This window comes from Ensifer adhaerens (genome assembly GCF_001270265.1).
GTDB lineage: Bacteria > Pseudomonadota > Alphaproteobacteria > Rhizobiales > Rhizobiaceae > Ensifer > Ensifer adhaerens_B.
Window position 1 is genome coordinate 241,478 of the sequence record NZ_LGAP01000002.1, and the last position, 19,183, is coordinate 260,660.

Below are 19,183 nucleotides of genomic sequence, written 5' to 3' on the forward strand. Positions count from 1 at the left end.
CATCGGATTGCTGTCATATCAAGATGCCGATCGCGGGCTCGTCAATCCGGCGCGATCGGTCGCGCGATGCGATCGTTTTCAAACATTGAGCAGAAGTCGGCGCTTGTCTACCGCGTCGTCGATAGCGGGAAGTGCTCCGCATTGTCCCGCTGCGGCTCCTTCGACGCGCTGCCGCGGAGACGGTCTAGCCTCGGCGGTTTCATCCGCGTTTCACTGGATGATGCCGCGCAAGGCTGCGAAAGCTTCGACCAGGGTGCGGCGACGAAATATCTCCTGAATCAGCACGGCATCTAAGGGCGGCGTGATACCACCACTGAGTGGCGAGGCGGCAATCGACAATGGCTTTGATCCGAGGACGAGCGTGGCCATTTCGGGTCTCACCACTTGGAGCGCCCACCAATTGCGACGTCAGGTCGATGCCAACGCGGGAACTGCGTTCGTGGTTGGCTTCAACCTACCGGTCAGCATCAAGCTTACGGCGAGGAATGGAATAAGCATGCCCAAGCCGAAACGCATGTCGCTGTGCTCTGCGACGAGCCCGATCATCGGCGGCCCGATCAGAAAGCCGAGGAGCGCCACGAAAGACAGGATGGCGACGCTCGCTGCCGCTGGCCGGTCCTTTTGGTCGGCAGCGGCCGTGACGGCAAGCGGGAAGCCTACCGAGACGCCGAAGCCCATCGCGGCGAAGCCGGCGAGCGCGGCCCAGGCCGCGGGGCTTGCCACCACCAGGAACAAGCCTGCGATGCTCGCCAGTCCGCATGCCCGGGCCACGGCGATGGGCCCGTAAGTTGCCTTGAGGCGGTCACCGCCAAAACGCCCAGCCGCGACCATGAAGGCGAAGATCGAATAGCCGAAACCGGCGCTGGCGCTGGTGAGCCCGAAGACGTCGCGCAGGTAAACCGCCGACCAGTCGGCCACCGCGCCTTCGGTCATGGTGATGCCGAAAACGAAGAAACAGATACCAAGCAACGCCCGGCTTGGTCGGCGGCGCCTTGTTTGGGTGGTGTCCGCCTGGTGCGCTTCTGCTGGGTGCAGGTCCGGCAGCGCTCTTGCTGCCAACAGGCTGATCGGTAACATGATCGCCGCTGCTATCAGCACGGCCCATTCCGGCGACACACCGGCCGCGGCAAAACCGATGCCGACCAAGCTGCCGGCCATGATGCCGAGGCTCCAGAAGCCATGGCATGTGCTCATGATCAACTGGCCGGAACGCTTCTCGATGGCATCAGCTTCGACGTTGAGGCCGAGCTCCAATGTGGCCAATGCCACCCCGACGGCGGCGAGCGTAACAAAAAGCGCTTCGATGTTTGGCGCCCATGTCGGCAGCCACACCAGCCCGAGGAATACCACAAAGCCATAGAGGATGGTGGCGCGGCCGCCGATCCAGGCGACGAAGCGTCCGGCGAAAGGCAGAGTGAGCAGGATGCCCGCCGGCATCCCGAGCAGTGCCAGTGCCAGTTCCGCCGGTCCGAGGCCGAGCTTTTGTTGAATGTCGGGAATGCGTGGCAGCCAGGCGCCAAAAGCGATCGGCTGGAGGAAAAAGATCAGCATGATGAGTCGCTGACTGGTCATGCGCATTGCTCCTCGAAATATCGTGCTGTCAACTTGTCCGCATGCCCGTGTCTTGGGGCAGGGATGTCCTTGTGTATTCCGGGTCGTCGTTGAAAATTATTTTCACAATTTGTGTGATAGACGAGCGCGGCTGTCAACGGGGATACTTCGGTGATGTGTCGAATTTCTATGCAGAACGACGCTGTCTTGCCACCGGAATATTAGGCGATGCGCAACAAATGTGACCAGTACTCTTGGATGGTCAAGGGAAATCGCTCAACTCTGGAGTATCGCGGATCATAGCGACATGCGCGCACTATGGCGCGGTTTGTGAGCTTACGGTGATGAAATGAAAAAAATATACATGGAAGCGGAGCGGGCACCATCGTGAGGGGCAGGCGCCGGGATTGATCCGGGCATCCGTTGTGGGCTTTTGAAGGCGATGTGTTGCGAGCTTCTCCCCCTCCACCAGGCCAACGCCGACGTCAATGCGCATGACGAAGCTCGCGGCGTTTGGTTGACCGGCCGACTTCAGGCGAAGACGGCCGGCCCGAGATCGGCCGGAGGGCCGAATAGCAACGCGCCAAGAACAGGGGTGACGCTGTCAGGCGATTGCGCGGATGGGCGCCATCAGCGCATGCATCTCGCCGGAGATCCCCGCTGCAATGTCGGCGCGCGTCATTGCCATATGCAGATTGGCCGCGACGAAGCCGGCAGGATTTCCGCAGTCGAAAGTGCGGCCGCCAAATTCGAAGGCGCGAATTTCCTGGTCTTTCATCAGAGTGATCATGGCGTCGGTCAGCTGGATCTCGCCGCCTGCGCCGGGCTCCTGGCGTTCGAGGATGTTGAAGATCTCGGGCTGGAGAATATAGCGCCCGGAAATAAACAGGTTGCTTGGCGCCGTGCCCGGTGCCGGTTTTTCCACGAGGCCATCGACCAGAGCGCCCGCAATGGTCTGCTTCAAGGAAACGATGCCGAACTTGTGGGCCTCTTCCGGCAGGCACCGCTCGACCGCCACGACATTGCCGCCGTGTCGCTGGTGGAGGCTCGTCATGGATTTGAGGCAGGGCTCGTGATCGACCATCAGCATATCAGGCAGCAGCACCGCGAAAGGTTCGTCGCCGACGATGTGGCGCGCGGTCCAGACGGCGTGTCCAAGGCCACGGGCCTGTTGCTGGCGCACGAATGAGATGCTTCCGACATCGGGCGTTGCCGTCGCCAGACGATCGGCAAGCGGGTTCTTGCCGGCCCGCCGAAGCGTCGCGTCGACCTCGAATGCGTGATCGAAGTAGTCCTCGATCGCACCCTTCATGCGGCCGGTGACGATGATGACGTGTTCGATGCCCGCGGCAAACGCCTCGCTGACGATGTAATCAAGGATTGGCCGGTCGACGATCGGCAGGAGTTCCTTGGGAACGCTTTTCGTCGCCGGCAGCATTCGCGTACCGAATCCGGCGGCCGGGATGATCGCCTTGCGCACTTTGTTCTGCATCTTCGCGTTTTGCATGTTCACACCTCTTCGCTTCAGGCAACTCGGGAGATTTTCGCCTGTGGGGATTTGAGGATGTCGTGCATCTTATGCGCGACACCATTTTCAGTGAGGAAACGGTACATTTCGTCGTAGGTGTGGAACCAGGCACGGTTGTACCTGTCGAAAAGCGCCTGGTCCCAATAGTCCTCGAGACAGAACTCCGCCTGCCCGAAGATGTCGAAACTGGGGATCTTGAATGTGTCTGAGAATTCGGCCGTTCGGCTGTCATAGGTGCAGTAGATCGACGGTACCCCGTTCGCCAGCGCCATGAGATTGCCGTGAAGACGATAGCCGAGCACGAGATCCTGGGCACGGATCAGCCGTTCGTAATCGGCAACGACATCGGAATAGAAAAGTCTTTGCTGGTAAAGGCGCAGCATCGTTTCATCGAGATACCATGATGATGTCCAATGGTCGGCCTTGAGCGCAGCGATTGCTTCGTCGCGCTGCGCTTCGTTTCCCAGAACGAGCTTCTTCTCCTCGACCTCGCCTTGCGTCAACAGTACGGTCTCGAAGCGTCCGGCCATAGTTTTCACCAGGTCTCGGTGGAAGCCGAGATAACGTTCGATGTCCTTGGCGTAGGCGTCGGAGACTTCCCGCCTGACGGTGACCCCGACGTTGCGGACCTGTTCCAGCGGCGGCAGCGTAATGCGCAGTTCCGGGTCGTTCAGCCGGAAGGCGGTGGGGCACCCGACGATCCGGACATTGCGGATGCCGAGGTCCCAGAGAACTTCGGCCGAATAGGCCCCACGCACACCGATCGAGGTCGTCGATTCGGACATCAAGTGCAGGACGGCGCGCGTATCGTCGGAGAGCCTGATTTTGCCATCCACCGGCGCCTGTGCGCCGATACCGAAGCCGATGACGGGCAGGCCGAGCGCCTTCAGGACCGTTGCGGCCGCCTCCCAGTTCATGGCGTCGTGAATGTAATTGGATCCGCGCAGGAATACGTAATCGTATTCCTCCCGAAGCCGGGCGATTTCGCGTGGCCTGAATTCCGATATTTCGAGGACACCGAGTTCTTCGAAACGTAACAGCTTCAGCGACGAGTCGAAGACGAACGCATCACCCATATTATGGTAGGTGTTGATGTGAGACTGGACGTCTTGATGTTGATACCAGCGAACGCTGTCATGGGCGTAGACTTCGCCGGCGGGGATCATGACCAATATGCGTGCCAAAAGCTTTATTCCGTCATTGAAACTGTGACGAGACGCGCATCTCGACGCGCTGTTCGCGCTGCGCGGCATTGTCTTTCGCGCGCAGCAGGCTGCGATAGACGCTGTGGTGTTCCCGGGCGCAATCCTTGGCGCTGAAGGGACCCCTCATGGTGCTGCGCAAGCGGTCCCAGACCGTGTCGTCGTTCAGGACCTCGACGATCCGGTCCGCGAGATGCTGGCCGTTGCCGGCGCGGAAATGCAGGCCATCGGCACCATCGCGGACTTTCTCGGCCATGCCGCCAATGTCGGAGCAGATGATCGGCCGGCGGTGCAGCAGCGCTTCCTGGATGACGACCGGTGAGTTCTCCCACCAGATCGATGGAAAGATCACCCAGTCGACGGAGCGCATGAGCTTTGGCAGATCCGCGTTCTGGTAGCTGCCGTAGAAGCGCACGCGGCGACCGGCTCGCTCGATCAGCTTCTTCATCCGCTCCTGGAATTCGACCGGCTGGCGTTCGAGATTCGCGCCGAAGATCATCAGGTAGGCGTCGTCCCCCCAAATTTCATCCGGTACGCGGCCAACGGCATCGATCAGCACGTCGACGCCTTTGAACGGCGTCATCTGACCGAAGAAGGCGAAGCGATTGCGGGGCGCGTCGCTTCGCGCAAGTTCGCGGGCGGGCGTCGCCTCTTCGCCCATGATCCCGTTTTCGATGACATGAATGCGTTGTCGATCGATGCCCCACTCGGCGTAGCGCGTGGCGAGAAAGGCGCTCGGCGCAACGAACGCATCGACCATGTCGAGGAGCATTGTGCGCACGAGCGCCTCGCGCCTTAGGAACCTTGATGCTGGAATATCCGGAAAACAGCTGTTGCAGGCCGTAGGCGAGGCCTGTTCGCAAAGTTGGCCTGTCGGCCGCTTCACCATCTGCCCGTGATTGTGGCAGATCGGCACGAACTCATGAAGGGTGAGAAGCACGACGGCGTCGGGCAGCGCCGACCGCACCGCATAGAGCGCTTCGAGACCGAAGCCCAGAACGTGATGGAAATGAATGACATCCGGTCTCACATCGCGCACGAACCGCAGGAGGTCGCGCTCAATTGATAAGACGTCCTCATTCGCCAGGTGAAAATGATCATAGGTATCCGTGTGGAACAGCACCTCTTCCTGTGGGAGGCGCGCACTCATGAGCGCGGACGACGCGTGTCTTTGCAGCGGAGGCGATGCAGCCGCCAGATACACGGATTCGACGTTTTCCATCGCATTCAACCCGCGATGCAGGTTGTGCGAGGCGATCTCCGCCCCACCGAGCGAAAACGAGGGATGCGCATGCGAGATCACCAGGACGCGAAGCTTTTGCTCCCTCATGCGGAAATCCTGTCAAACGATGTTTGGCTTTGGTGGCCGCTTCGCCACCGCGACTTGAGTATTTCCGCATCGATGCGTTCGGCGAGCACGGCAAGCTTGCCGTTTTGCTCTGCCGACGTCGGCTCGTCGCAGCCGAGCAATTGGGTCGATGGCAGCAAGTAGGCAGCGATGCCTGCCTGGTTGATCCGCAGGCCTATCTCGCAGGCCTTTTGTTTTGAGCCAAGATAGACGCCGCAATCGCGCATCGCGTCCTTCAGGGCCTCACGCGGCATGATGCAGCATTCGAGCGACGCGACGTCGACGCGGGTTAATTGCAGTGCCGCAATCGCCATCAGCGGATAACCAGCATAGCGATCGAGCAGCATTTGATCGCCGTCCTCGGAGAGCCAGCTTCCCGCCCATTTCACCGAGTGATCGTCATAGGCGAGCATCGGCGAAATCACGCTTCCGACGTGGGCCATTCCGACCATCGTCAGTGCGCCGTACCAACCTTTGGCCATCGGCACGAGCGACCCCGACATCGTTACGATGGTCCCACACGAGACCACTTCCGCCCCGACCGCCATCAGATCGAAGCGATCCTGCGCTGCGGCTGCGCAGACCAGTCGGACCGAGAGCCCGTAAAACCGTACCAGCTGCCGTAAACGGACGAGATCCCTCTGGAAGGCGGGCTTGCTGACAACGATCACGAGCGGAGCGCAGCACGTCTGCGGATCAAGGGCAAGCAGAGCAAGGAGCGGCCCGACTTCAGTCATACCGACGGTGGATCCAACGACGATGGGAACGCCGGCGGTCTCGTCGAACACCCCAACGTCGATGATCGTTTCCACGCGCGGCGCAGCGCAGGCGGCCTTGGAGAGCAGCGGAACGATCTGATGATCGACAATCGCGGGCAGCGCCCAGTTGGCAGCATCGAACAACGACAATTGCTGGAGTGCGGCCCTTCGTGCGGGCATCCGCTTGGGCGTCAAGGGCAGAAAGGCGCGGCGACCCTCTCTTAAGGTCAGCTCAAGATAGGGTGTTGCGTCGAGATTGCCGCCAGACAGTCTCGCATGGGCGACAAATCCGTGGGCCTGATCGTCGCCGTCGAGTGATGCCCGGAATGCGGCTTGATCGGCGAAGCTTTGCGAAACGTCGAGCCGATCGAGCCGCGTCCACACGTCATCGAGCCTGGCCTCCGTGCCGGGTCGCCGCAGTTTGACGGAGGAGACGTGGTGCTCCGGGTCGAGCAGCCAGCCGGAAATCAGCATGTCGCCGTCATCGGTCTCGAAAACCCGATCGACGTCCATGCGAACCGGCAATGGGAGGCTTGATACCGTGTCCTTGCCGGTAAAGCCGTTTGCCGCCGAACGTAGGCGCAGCATGGCCTCTGGGGTGGCCCGGGCTTCAAGCAGTACCGAGCGGATGTGGTCCGGGATGTCCAGGGCCGCGCTGACCTGCACGCGCGAATGCGCCGGTGTCAGGTGCCAGCCTCCCCCGGCATTGTATATGATGCCTTTGAGAGTGTCGGCGCGCACTCGTCCGCCCGTTTCCAGAACGGCGATGAAGCCAAGTTCGCCCTCCGGTATGTCAGGTCGGGCAAAACTGGCGACGAAACAATCGGCAACTGTCGTTGCGCCGGCTAGAAGATAGGCCTGGCAACGGCCGGGAACGAACGCGCGGCTCCAACCCATGATGACGATGACACCATCATGGGTCTCTCCGACCAATTCGATGAAGCCGTCGGACGGCTGCAGGGCCTTGATCAGCGAAAGTCCGGCGGAAATCCTGTTGCGGTTCGTCGGCTGCACCATGAGCTGGTCGACGAGGCGATTGGCGACGGCGACAGTTTCTCCTGCCGCCGTTTGCGCGATAAGGGTTGCCGCCTCTTCGATCGAGATTTGTCTGGGAGTGACGATGAAACGCTCGCTCATACGCCCATCGTCAACGTCGATCGTCGAGATGGGAATGTCAGGCTTCGGCTGTGTCAGGAGCGCGGCGAAGCCGCGCATCGCGGTTGGCGATGACGCCGACAAGGCCCAGCTTGCAACAGAAGCGCCGTCCAGTGAGGACCTCGCGTCATTGGCCCTGACCGAAATGGCACGGCCCCCGGCACGTCCGCTACCGAGGACGAGCACGGTTTCCTGATCGATCCTGCTGCAAAGGGCGCGGCCCTTCCCGAGGCGCAAGGCTGCTCCATCGGTCCGGGAGCCGGTCGGGCTGGTGGACCTTTCGTCGGTCGCTGTCGCCGGCCGCATCATCATCTTGCCAGCAATGCCAGCAGCGCCCCCGCTGCAAACCCCATCAGAACGAAGAGGAGCAGCACGAGCGGTTTGGTGTCGCCGCCGGCGCGCTTCTGCAGAGCGGCAAGTGTCTTCTCCATGCCTGCCACGACGCCATCCATCCGCAGCAGATGCACGTCCAGATCGTCAAGCCGCCGGCTCATCTCCGCACGAAGGCCATCGATGCCCGCGTTCGGATCGTCCGCTCCGTCCGTCTCCGCCGCATCTGCACCGATATGAGGTACACGCTGCAGCGAACGTTGGGAAATCTGCAGCTGACGCTGCGCAGCCATCAGCACATCCAGTTTGTCGAGCACCCTGGTTAACGGTGCCGCGATCAGCGCTTCGGCGGCCTGTTCGTCTGGTTGCGGTACGCGCAGGGGCTGCCCCGCGTCGTCTCCCGTAAACGCCATGACGACGAGATCGCGGCTGCGCTTCTGCACCGCCTCCGGCAGGGCGATCTCGAATGCGTGCTGGCCGTCACCGATCCCGTTTCGCCGGAGGTCCGGGCGATTGCGGTCGGCGATCGCTTCGGCGACCGGTGCGCCATCGAGGAGCACGCGCACTTTAAGCCGTTGGCCGGGGGCGGCGGGATCGTGAGCCCAGCCGAACATGCGTCCGCCATCGATGGCATCGACGCGACCGTTGATGGGTTTGGCGCCTTCGTTCTCGGGCGGCGGCGTGTCGAGTTTCTCTGCGACTTGAGCCATGGGTCCTCTTTATGCGGCCTGAACCTGCTGGAGATTGAAAAGAGCGAGGTAACGCCCGGCTGTCGTGTCGATGTCATCGGGGCGAACGGCTCGGCCGGAAAGCTGACGAAGAAGCGTCGGCTTTTCGACGATCTGGCGCATGGCCGCAGCAAGCTGACGCGGATCGTCGGGTGCGACGGTCAGTCCGTTGACGCCGTTCCTCACCAGCTCCGCCATGCCGCCGATATTGCTGGCGATCACCGGGCGGCCTTGAGCCTGCGCCTCCTGGATCACCAGCGGCGCATTTTCCCACCAGATGGAGGGGACGACGGTGCAGTCCACGGCGCCGATGAGGGCCGCGACGTCTTCCCGTCGATAGGGTCCGCGCCGCTGGACGAAGGGTGCGGTTTCGGAAAACAGGCGGTCGATATCGGCAACGAATTCCTGGGTCTGAAACGGCGCGCCGCCGTGGACGCGCAGCTCGAAGTCGACGCCATCGGCGATGAGCTGGCGCGCCGCCTCCAGCAGCACCTTGATCCCTTTCCAAGGGTTCAGGTTGCCGAAATAGCCGAAGACGGGGCGGCCGGTCTTGGGCTTGTCTTTGCCGGTTTCGAGTGCTCGGGGCGGAAGGCCGTTGGCAATGACGGAGATGCGGTTTTCGGCAATTCCCCAGTCGACATATCGGCGTTTCAGGAATTCGCTCGGCGCGATAAAACAATCAACCGTGCTCAGGAGCGCCTTGAGATGTTGTTCCCTGAGCGCGAAGCGGTCGGGTTTGATGTCCTTGAAGCACGCGTGACAGCGGTCCGGGCTTGAACCATGGCAGAGCTCCCGCCTGTCGGTTCGCACCATCAGACCGTCATGATGGCAGATGGGGTAGTAGTCATGCAGCGTCATGACGATCTTGCATGCAGGGAGGGTCCTGCGCACGATATGCGGAAACTCGGCGCCCATCAGCAGGATATGGTGAAGATGCACGACATCAGGCTGGAATTCGCGCAACAGGTCCGTGAGATCAGGCACGAAACCATAGAGGTCGATCTGGCTCATGAAAAAGCGATCGAAATGACCCGCCCAAAGCAGAATTTCGTCGCCCGTCGGCCCGATGGCCTGGAAACTCGTGCCCGGTCTCGCCTCGCGATGAACCTGATTGACCGCGCCCAGGAACAGCGCCTCGTGACCTGCTCGTTGGTAGGCGCGGAAGAGGTCATGCGCGAAGACCTCAGTGCCGCCGGGATGAAGGGCCGGGTGATTGTGGGCCACCACGAGAATGCGCTTGCTCATGCGCGGCTCCGTTGACGCTCACCCACAAGAACGTCCTGATAATGCGTGCCGCCCGGCTCGCGCCAATGGCCGTAGGACTTGAGAGCGACCGAGAGGCCGGTACGATTGAACGCGCCCTCGAGAAAGCCGTCATCGAAGCCGACGGCGGCCAACGGTGGCTGACCCGGTACGAACCAGCAAGGCCCTTGACCGGCGCGCTCGAAGGCAAGGCGCGGATCGCGCCGCCCCGTGGCATTTCGCCTGGCGATGTCGTCGACGATGAAGGCGGTCATGAACAAACGGCCGCCATGTGCCAGGACCCGGACGATCTCCGCCAGATAGGCCATGACCTCGTCAGCCGGCAGGTGCGTGACGACCGACGTCATGATGATGAAATCGAACTGCGCGTCGGCAAATGGCAGTTTCAGTTCCCTGCCCTTGATCGTCCCTGTCGGGTTGTAGAGATCATGGGCGATATCGAGGCGTTGGAAGGTGAAGTTCGGATAGGTTGGCGTCACCGTTGCCCGGCACCAGCGGATGCCGCCCTCTACGGGGTCGAGGCCATTGTAACGGCCGCGGTCGCCATCGAGATATTGGGTGAGCGGCACAGCCATGCGGCCGATGCCGCAGCCGATATCGAGAACGCGATGACTGGCACGCAAGCCGCCCATGCGGATGAAATGTCCGAGAAACTCCGCGCCGATCGCCCGGAAATCACCGTCGCCGACAAAAATGCTGTTCGCGTCCGGCTGCGGAAGGAACCGGTTGCGCGACACGCTGTCGGTCAGCCAGCGAAGATGTGCGTCGTCCAGTGGCGGTGATGCACCGATTTCATCGCGCGGCAGGGCATCGATCATGCATTCGTCCATTCAATTGTGCGATCGGGAGACGCGATCTTGGATCCGCTCGGCGACCGATAGTCGCGCGCCATCAGCGCGGCGATGTCACCGTCCCAGCGCTGGGTGTGGAGCCAAGAATTGTATTGGCTGGCGACCCCGCGCATGTAGTCCTGGCTGCGCCGGATCGACTGGCGCTCGAAATGATACAGGCAGGCCGACGGCTCATAGCCGATCTCGAAGCCGGCCCGACGGATCTTCAGGCAGAGGTCGCTGTCTTCATAGTCGCCGATGATATAGTCCTCGGTGAAGCCGCCGACGCTCTCGTAGATATCCCTCGAGGTGACGAGGCAGGCGCCGGTAACGCCGGGAACCGTTCGAGCGTGTTGCGCCGGCACGTAGTCACTGGGCATGCCTTTGTAGAAGTGGTGGTTCAGCCAGATCCCCCGCTGGTCGCGCCCGAAATAGAGACCTGCATGCTGCAGCGATCTGTCTTCGAAGATCAGCCTGGGGCCGACTGCGCCGAATGCCCCGCTCATGATCGGTTGTATCAGGGTCTGCACCCAGCCGGGTTCGCAGGGGACGACATCGGAATTGAGCATGACGAGCATGGAGCCGCGCGCCATCCGCGCCCCGGTATTACAGGCCCGCGCGTAGCCGCCGTTCCGGTTCATGACCACCAGTCGCATGGGCAAACCGTGCAGCAGATGCAACCCACCGAGGAGGTGCTCGGTCTCGTCCTGAATTTCCGGGGAATCCAAAACGAATACCAGTTCCGCGTTTTCCATGAGCCAGGGGTCGGTGGCCATGCCCGACAGCTGGAAGCGAAGAAAGTCGAGGACCTTGTAGAGCGGGATCACGATGGAAACGAGAGGCGCATGCTGCGGCAGGCCGTAGTCCCTCGTCCGCTTGACCTCTACCGTCTTGCCCAGACGTTGCTCCACCTCTCTGAGCGCCGGCGCAAGTATCGTGCGGAATGCGTCATCGATGGCGTGTTGCGGCGGGACAGCGCGCAGGATCTGGTTTCGCTGCAGCACGGGTTCGAAGGGTTGCGGCGGCGGGATGAGAGGCTTCACAGCGCCAGAGGCCAACCGCATCTGAAAACGTGGCTGAAGCAGCGGGCCGAGCGATTGATCGAGAGGTAGCCGGGCGACAAAGCCGGTCACATCCGTCTTCGATTTGTCGGCCTGCGTCTGCGCCCATCCGGGAAATTCGTAGATATTGCCGTCGAGCGGCACCGTTTTCCCATCCGCCTGCAGATAGTCGATGCCGGCCAGCATGGATGATGGATCATGATACCAGCCGCCGACGAGCAGGCTGTCGGAAAGTGCGAGCGCCAGGTCGACCTGGCCGGATGGCTGCTGTGCCGCTCTCGGAACGTGCCGCTCTTTCAACGGCGCCCGGACCTGCAGGTCGATCGCGGTAGCCGGTCCACCGTTCGGCCAGGTGGCGAGATGCTGAACGAGCAGTTCGCGCAGTTCGACGGCGTCGCGATTGTCTGCCCACCAGCGCGTCAGGTTTGGACATTGCGCTTCGCGCTCGGAAAGCTGCCTTATGGCGCCGCCGTTCTTGCTCAAGAGCACAAGTTGGAAAGGTGGGCTGAGGCTTGGCATCTCGGCGATGAAGTGACAGGCCTGCCAGGCTCCTCGCGTGCGGCGGCGTATGATTGCCTTGGGTCGCAACTGGCTGACGCTTGCCGAGCCCACAACATAGATGGCGAGCTTGTCGTCGAACTCCGGATTGATCGTCGTTTCGATCAAAAACCGGCCACGGCCAAGCTCGCAGGCAATGCGCGCCGGCCGGGGCATCGGCGCCAATGCGTTGAGGGCGTCTTCGACGATAAGTGAGAAATATGGATCGCCGGCGACCTTGAATGCGCTTCGCCAAGTCGACAGCAAGACGTTGAGAAATCTGATGCGCGCCTCGGGCGCGAGTTCCAGGAACAGTTGCTCCATGTCGAGGGGAGGCAGGCTGCTTGCCGGTTCGATGCTGATCGGGACCGCGCTGACGCCGTCTTCGACGGCAATGACGGCCGACATCGGCACCCTCGTCGTGCGCATGGCCCACAGCGTTCGCTGTCGTCCGTCGACGAGCGGGAGGGTTACGCTGACGAGCGGCACAGGCGGTTTTGACATCGTCAGCACCGGCCGCGTCGGACTTGGCAGCGCCGGCGGCAAATCCCAGATGAGAACAGCCAGGTCCGATCCTAAACGGAATGCCTTTGCGTCCCGGTGATCGGCATTCGGCTGCTTGATTTCGCTGAACGGCAAATTCGATCCCTCTTGGAGTGCGCGCCCTGCGGGAGGAATGCAGGGCACGCCTCGTCCACGCTTAGTGAACCGTGAAATAGTTCTCGGGATTTGCGTGAATGTCGTCGACGTCGACATTGACCAGGGTCAGGGAATCGCCGTGGCCGAGGTCGATGATGACATTGCCGCCGACCTGAGTGATCCGCGAGGCGAGGTCGTCAGGCGTGGTGATATCGAGACCGTTGATGCCCTTCGAGATCTGCAGCAGATCTTCGCCGGGCGTAAAGTCGAGGATGACGTCGTTACCGCCGCCGCCGTCGAATACGAAGACATCGCTGCCGGCTCCGCCAACCAGGAGGTCGTCGCCAGCGCCGCCGTCGATGACGTCATTGCCACCAGCGCCGAACAGCGTGTCGCTGCCTTTGCCGCCGGACAGGAAGTCGTTGCCCTGACCGCCGAGCAATATGTCGCTGCCTTTGCCGCCGAATAGGAGATCGTCACCCCATCCGCCGATCAGCGTGTCGTTGCCGTTCTCGCCGTAGAGAACGTCGTCGCCTTCGCCGCCAAACAGCGCATCGTTGCCGTTGCCGCCGAATAGCTGGTCGTCACCTTCGTCGCCGAAAATGATGTCATGTCCGTTGCCGCCGCTCACGAAATCATCACCCGCTCGGGCGTGGATGAAATCGTTGAAGCGAGAGCCGAACAGCGCGTCGTCGTATGCGCCGCCTTCTAGTGTGGCCATCTGCCTCTCCTCTTGGTGGATAAATCGCACGTCCACCGACCGCGTCGATGTTGATGCGCCGGGAGTGTGCATCGGCCTGGAATATATTTCAACAGGGATTCCAGATTAAATCATGAAATCTTCGCGACATTATTGTTATTTTTCATGTGAAATCAATACAAAAATTAAACTATGCACATTGTTCAGCAAATAAGTAGTTAGTTTATCCGCAAACTAGTTCAATATTTGTAGTAATTTACTCGGTATCCCGCTCACGGCCGTCAGTTCAATCTTCCCTGAAAGCGCGATTGAAGCTTTCTGTAAGCGGAGATACCAGGTAGTCGATAGCGCGGCGCGCCTTGTGCACGATCAGCACCTCGGCCGGCATGCCCGGATACAGGCGAACATCGGGATCGGCGGCAAGAGACGCCGCATCGATCTTCGCGCGAGCGGTGAAATAGGAGACGCCCGACTTCTCGTCGACCGATTGGTCTGCGGCAACGTAGGTCACCGCCCCATTGAAGGGCAGGCGAGAGCGCTGATTGTAGGCGGTCAGCCTGATCTGCGTCGCGGAGCCCACCGATATGCTGTCGATGTCGCGCGGGTTCACGCGTACTTCGACGACCAATGGCTCGTCTTCAGGTACGATTTCGAGCAGCGGCTGGCCGGGCGTGACCGCGCTTCCGGGGGTGCGCAGCCAGATGTTGCTGACCACGCCTGCCTGCGGAGAGCGGATCTCCATGCGCCGCAGGACATCCTTGGCCGCGATGATCTGTTCCTCGACATCCGTCAGGTCGATGCGCGCCGTGGTGATCTCTCCGGCGATCGTCGATTGAAACTCGCTTTCGATGCCGATCAGTGCGAGCTGGGCGCCAGCCCTTGCCTTTTCAGCCTGCGCCTTGTCGCCTGCCAGTTCGCCGCGCGCTCTGGCGAGTTCGCTCAGGCGCGTGTCGACTTCTATGAGCTTTGCGCGCTGCACGAAGCCTTTCTCGACCAGCGTGGCGATGGCGGTGCGCTGTTCGGTGATAAGCGCGATCTGCCGGTCGGTCGCTTCGAGCTGGATGAGCAGCGATTTCGTCTGCTCTCCATATTCCTCGATCGTTTTCGTCTGAACGTCGACGCGCCCCGCCTTGGCCTCGCGTCGCTTGTCGAAGAAGACATTCTCCGCCTTGATCGCTTCATCGACCGCGATCTCGCCGGCTTCGCCGAATTTTTTCGGGAAGGCGATTGCGGCCGCGCCGTCTTGTTCCGCTTTAAGCCTGGCGAGCCTGGCGATGAGGCCGATGCGACGGCTGTTGAGCGCGTTCAGGTTCGAACGTGCCCGCGTGTCTTCCAACAGGATGAGCGGTTGCCCGACCGTGACCTGTTCGCCTTCCTGAACCAGAAGGCGTCCCATCACGCCTCCTTCGAAATGACTGATCGTCTTGCGTTTGGAATCGACGATGACGCTGCCATTGGCAACGGTTGCACTGCTGAGTTCCGTCGATACCGCCCATGTGAAGAAGCCGCCGAAGGATACGATGATCGTCGCAAGCCCCGCGACCATCAGGCGGCGAAGAGCGCGTTCGGCATGCGCATCATCGGCATCGGCCGCGGTCGGTGCTGGCTGAGAGGTTACGTTTACCGGGGGCTTGACGTCGACCTCGGACGGCTGCACGCGAAGCGGAAGCATAGGTTTTTCTGTCATGCGGAAGCAACCTCGCGCAACGTTTCGCCAGGCCCTGGCACAGCAGTCAATATGTCCGTTCGCGGCCCAAACTGGCTGATACGACCATTTTCGAGGACGAGAAGCTTGTCGGCGACCTGCATGATCGATGGTCGATGCGCGATCATGATGACGATGGCGCCCTGGTCGCGCATGCGCTGGATCGCGCGGACCAGAGCGCGTTCTCCCAGGGAATCGAGATTGGCATTGGGTTCATCGAGGACGACGAGGCGCGGGCGATTGTAAAGGCAACGTGCCAGCGCGATGCGCTGCCTCTGTCCGCCGGAAAGCGTAAGATGGCCATCGCCGACGGGCGTGTCGTAGCCGAGCGGCAGACGGCCGATCATCTCGTGCACCTCCGCCAGCCGCGCGGCCTCGATGACCTTGTAGGGATCGCCATCTTCCATTCTGGCGATGTTTTCCCGGATCGTGCCCTCCAGCAGCGATACCGATTGGGGGAGATAACCGACCGATTCCCCGAAGGACCCGCGCTCCCAGAGATAGGTGTTGTGGCCATCGAGAAAGACCCCGCCCGATGTCGGCTTCAAGATGCCGACCAACAGCCGGGCAAGCGTCGACTTGCCGGCGGCCGATGGGCCGACCACGCCCAACACTTCGCCGGGGGAAAGCGAGAAGGAAATGCCCTTGATGATTGGCACTTCGACGCCGGGGACGGCGTAGACGAGTTTATCCACAATCATGTCACCGGCCGAATGCGGTGTCGGCGTCGTCTGGCGGACCGCCAGATCTTCGCCGATCGCCGCCTCGATCCGACGCCAGCCGGCGACGGCGAGCACCCATTGGCGCCAGTTTTCGATGATCGTGTCGAAGGGGATAAGCAGGCGACCGACGAGGATGCTTGAGGCCATCATCGCGCCGGGGGTGATGGCCTGGTCAAGCACCAGCAGCGCACCCGCTGCAAGCGTGATGACCTGGATCGAGTACCGCAGGCTGCGCGTCAGCGACGTCATCGCCTTGCTTCGGCTTCCTCCGGTTTCGAGCGCGCCCAAAGCGTGAATTTGCAGGGCGCGCCAGCGCTTGGCGAGCGCCGGCAACATGCCCATCGCCTCGATCGCTTCGGCGTGCCTGAGGGAGCCGGCGATCTTGGAGACCGCTTCGACATTCGCCTGGTTGGCCTCCTTGGTGAGCTGGCGCGTCATCATGTCGTTGACGAGCCCGCAGCAAACGAGCAATGCGATCGACACGACGCCGATGAGGCCGAACAGTGGGTGCAGCAGAAACAACGCCCCTAGAAAAATCGGGGACCATGCGGCGTCGAGCGGCGCGACCACTGCCGATGACGTGAGGAAACCGCGAAGTTCCGACAGGTCGCGAAGGGATTGGGCGGCACGGCTGAGCCCCTGGTTCACCGACGCCTGGACCGCCGATGCCAGAACCGGAGCATTTAGCCTTCGCACGATGGCGCTGCCCATCGCCTGGAAAGCAAGGGCTCGGATGAGATCCAGGACCCCATAGACGACCAATGCGCTGATCGCCAGGAGCGTCAACATGGTGAGCGTATCAAAGCTCTGGCTGTTGAGAACCCTGTCATGAATCTGCAACATGAACAGCGGTATCGTGAGCTGAAGCAGGCTTATGCAGACACTGAGCAGCGCGGCGTAAAGCGATACGGATAGAAACACACGCTTGGCTTGCAGTATTAGCAATCTTGGATTGATAATCTCATCCCGGCGCATAACCCCTAAAATTTGACCGTTGTTTCTCGTCTCGTTCCGAACAGTATCACGCATGGGCGGTTGCCTGAAGTTAACGTTAAAGCCATCCGTGGAGGACGTCTGGCTTACATTTAGGGCGAATAATAGTATTGCTTCGCCATGTGTGGCACAAAAGTAAGAGGTAATGCAAGTTCGGGGTCGTGGGAGGGGAGTGTTGTAGTTCAATTTACTTCAAGATTTGAAGTAAATTTCGAAATGGAGAGTTGGATGAATGAAAGAGTACTCTATCCGTCCACGGGGATCAAAGATGTGTCGTTGCTCCAGCAGGAGGACCAGACATCGAAGGCGGTAGGAGCCCACGATCAAGCCGAAGCCGCAAGCGATTGCCGACAGCTAACCTATTTCGAGCTTGCGCGCCTGATGGAGAGGGTGAGCAGGCGGTTTTCCGGTTTGGTGCGCGCCGAGCTGACCAAGCTGCGTGTCGACGACATCGGTCCAGCTCAGGCCATGGTCTTGCTGGCGATCGGAGATGCCGAGCTTTCGGTGGCCGAGCTGCTCGATCGCGGACACTATGTCGGCTCGAACGTGTCGTACTACCTGAAGCAGTTGGCCGATGGGGATTACATCGATCGGGTTGCCTCTCAGCGCGACAAGCGTTCGGCGCGCATCAAGCTGACGGAAAAAGGCCGGCTGCTGAGGGCGAACTTGCGCGATGCAGCGATGGCCTATGAGCGGGCGCTCAATCGTGGTCATCAGGATCGCCAGAACCTGGAGACCGCCTTCCAGACCCTGCATCAACTCGAACTCGTTTGGGGCAGCGTGTCACGTTACGACATGTGACCGGGCGGAACTCAATGTGTACGTCACTCAGGTAGCGGATTAGATAGCATGCATGTGGCATTTGTTCATCGGCGCGGCTTCGGCCAGTTCGCCGCGTTGGCGGCTGATCTGGTGCGGTCAGGCAACAGCGTCAGCCTGATCACCGAAACCGTGGATCAGAAGATTCCGTCCGTGCGTGTCATTCGACATAGGGCCGAGCCCGGGCCGCGCATGTCCGCGGCGATCGCTCGACACATGGCGGTGCCGGATCACCATGCCAGGATCGGACATCGCGTCGCCGAAACGCTCGATGCGATGACACGACAGGACATGACGCCGGATATCGTCGTCGGCCACATCGGCTGGGGCAGCATGATGTTCGTCAAGGATGCCCTTCCTCGTGTTCCGGCCCTTGGCTATTGCGAGTTCTTCTATCGGTCGCACGGCGCTGACATCGGCTTCGCGCCGGACGATGAACCTGACCTCGAAGAGCGCAAGAGATTGCGGCTGCGCAATGTCGCGCAACTGCTGTCGCTGGAATCCATGGACGGCGGCATCAGTCCGACAGAGTGGCAAAAGAGCCTTTATCCCGCCGATACGCGGGAGCGCATTGCCGTTTGTCACGAAGGTATCGATACCGCGCAGTTCCGTCCCAACCCTGCCGCGTCGGTAAGGCTTCCGGACGGTCGTGTGCTGAAGGCCAACGATCCGCCGGTGGTCACCTTTGTGGCGCGGGATCTCGAACCCTATCGTGGTTTTCCCCAGGCGCTGCAGGCTGCCGCTCAAGTCGTCAAAAAGCGTCCCGACACGGTTTTCGTCTTCGTCGGAGGTGACGGAACCAGTTACGGGCCTCCTCCTCCTGGTGGTGGTTCGTGGAAATCGCACCTGCTCGCCTCGCTCGACGTGGCGCCGGACAACATCATTTTTCCAGGTGTCGTCCCGCATCATATTCTTCGCCAGCTTTTCCAGGTCTCTGCGGCGCATGTCTACATGACCTACCCCTTCGTGCTTTCCTGGTCCGTGCTCGAAGCCATGGCATGCGGTGCCCTGGTCATCGGATCCGACACGCCTCCAGTTCGCGAAGTCATCCGCACGGGTCACAACGGTATTCTGGTGCCGTTCTTCGACGCCGACGCGCTCGCCGAAGCAATCCTCGGCGCCGTAAGCAATCCGCAGGCGTCCGTCGGCATGCGGGCGGCAGCGCGAAGGACCATCGAGCGGCGCTTCCGGCTGGAGGATTGCCTGCTGCGCCAGAGGGATCTCATGACGACGATGACGGGGCGGCCGGCAATGGCTTGATAACGACCTAAGTATTACTTCAAATATTGAAGTATATACGAAGTTTATTGTCGC

At 61.1% G+C, this 19,183-nt stretch carries 15 protein-coding genes; 2 read left to right on the forward strand and 13 right to left on the reverse strand.

From position 1 onward, the window contains the following. Positions 1 to 210: 210 nt before the first annotated feature. The 13 genes from AC244_RS37440 to AC244_RS06040 all read right to left on the reverse strand — a co-directional run bounded on the left by AC244_RS37440 (position 211) and on the right by AC244_RS06040 (position 17,086). Positions 211 to 369: a hypothetical protein gene (locus AC244_RS37440; RefSeq protein WP_202596058.1), complete on the reverse strand. Its 159-nt coding sequence runs from the start codon at positions 367 to 369 to the stop codon at positions 211 to 213. A gap of 39 nt (positions 370 to 408) precedes the next feature. Continuing rightward, positions 409 to 1,572, reverse strand: coding sequence for an MFS transporter (locus AC244_RS05985; RefSeq protein ID WP_053248382.1), 1,164 nt, complete (start codon positions 1,570 to 1,572; stop codon positions 409 to 411). 583 nt (positions 1,573 to 2,155) lie between these two features. After that, the gene (locus AC244_RS05990) at positions 2,156 to 3,058 is read right to left on the reverse strand and encodes a UTP--glucose-1-phosphate uridylyltransferase (RefSeq protein ID WP_234716858.1); all 903 of its coding nucleotides are present in this window, start codon (positions 3,056 to 3,058) and stop codon (positions 2,156 to 2,158) included. Positions 3,059 to 3,075: 17 nt separating this feature from the next. Continuing rightward, positions 3,076 to 4,263, reverse strand: a complete 1,188-nt coding sequence (locus AC244_RS05995; RefSeq protein WP_053247894.1) for a polysaccharide pyruvyl transferase family protein — start codon at positions 4,261 to 4,263, stop codon at positions 3,076 to 3,078. A 13-nt stretch (positions 4,264 to 4,276) separates the two neighbouring features. Next, positions 4,277 to 5,611 (reverse strand): glycosyltransferase family 4 protein, encoded by a 1,335-nt coding sequence (locus AC244_RS06000; protein WP_053247895.1) that lies wholly within the window; start codon positions 5,609 to 5,611, stop codon positions 4,277 to 4,279. Next, positions 5,608 to 7,779 (reverse strand): hypothetical protein, encoded by a 2,172-nt coding sequence (locus AC244_RS06005; protein ID WP_152975865.1) that lies wholly within the window; start codon positions 7,777 to 7,779, stop codon positions 5,608 to 5,610. The genes AC244_RS06000 and AC244_RS06005 overlap by 4 nt, the downstream gene beginning before the upstream one ends. Positions 7,780 to 7,850: 71 nt before the next feature. Further along, on the reverse strand, positions 7,851 to 8,582 hold the full coding sequence (locus AC244_RS06010) for a hypothetical protein (RefSeq protein WP_053247897.1): 732 nt from the start codon (positions 8,580 to 8,582) through the stop codon (positions 7,851 to 7,853). A 9-nt stretch (positions 8,583 to 8,591) separates the two neighbouring features. Next, entirely contained in the window at positions 8,592 to 9,845 is a 1,254-nt protein-coding gene (locus AC244_RS06015; protein WP_053247898.1) for a glycosyltransferase family 4 protein, read from the reverse strand. Beyond that, positions 9,842 to 10,681 (reverse strand): class I SAM-dependent methyltransferase, encoded by an 840-nt coding sequence (locus AC244_RS06020; protein ID WP_053247899.1) that lies wholly within the window; start codon positions 10,679 to 10,681, stop codon positions 9,842 to 9,844. The genes AC244_RS06015 and AC244_RS06020 overlap by 4 nt, the downstream gene beginning before the upstream one ends. Then, the gene (locus AC244_RS06025; RefSeq protein ID WP_234716859.1) at positions 10,678 to 12,795 is read right to left on the reverse strand and encodes a glycosyltransferase family 2 protein; all 2,118 of its coding nucleotides are present in this window, start codon (positions 12,793 to 12,795) and stop codon (positions 10,678 to 10,680) included. Before AC244_RS06025 ends, AC244_RS06020 begins: the two co-directional genes overlap by 4 nt. A 196-nt stretch (positions 12,796 to 12,991) precedes the next feature. Next, entirely contained in the window at positions 12,992 to 13,651 is a 660-nt protein-coding gene (locus AC244_RS06030; protein ID WP_053247901.1) for a calcium-binding protein, read from the reverse strand. 265 nt (positions 13,652 to 13,916) lie between these two features. Continuing rightward, a complete protein-coding gene (locus AC244_RS06035) occupies positions 13,917 to 15,317 on the reverse strand; it encodes an HlyD family type I secretion periplasmic adaptor subunit (protein ID WP_053247902.1) in 1,401 nt (466 codons plus the stop codon). Then, positions 15,314 to 17,086 carry a type I secretion system permease/ATPase gene (locus AC244_RS06040; protein WP_053247903.1) on the reverse strand — a complete coding sequence of 591 codons (1,773 nt, stop codon included), beginning with the start codon at positions 17,084 to 17,086 and terminating at the stop codon, positions 15,314 to 15,316. Before AC244_RS06040 ends, AC244_RS06035 begins: the two co-directional genes overlap by 4 nt. A 192-nt stretch (positions 17,087 to 17,278) precedes the next feature. On the opposite strand from AC244_RS06040, the gene AC244_RS06045 reads away from it, so the two are divergent. Further along, positions 17,279 to 17,851 (forward strand): MarR family transcriptional regulator, encoded by a 573-nt coding sequence (locus AC244_RS06045; RefSeq protein ID WP_082366750.1) that lies wholly within the window; start codon positions 17,279 to 17,281, stop codon positions 17,849 to 17,851. Positions 17,852 to 17,899: 48 nt separating this feature from the next. Then, on the forward strand, positions 17,900 to 19,129 hold the full coding sequence (locus AC244_RS06050; protein ID WP_053247905.1) for a glycosyltransferase family 4 protein: 1,230 nt from the start codon (positions 17,900 to 17,902) through the stop codon (positions 19,127 to 19,129). The last annotated feature ends 54 nt before the right edge of the window (positions 19,130 to 19,183 follow it).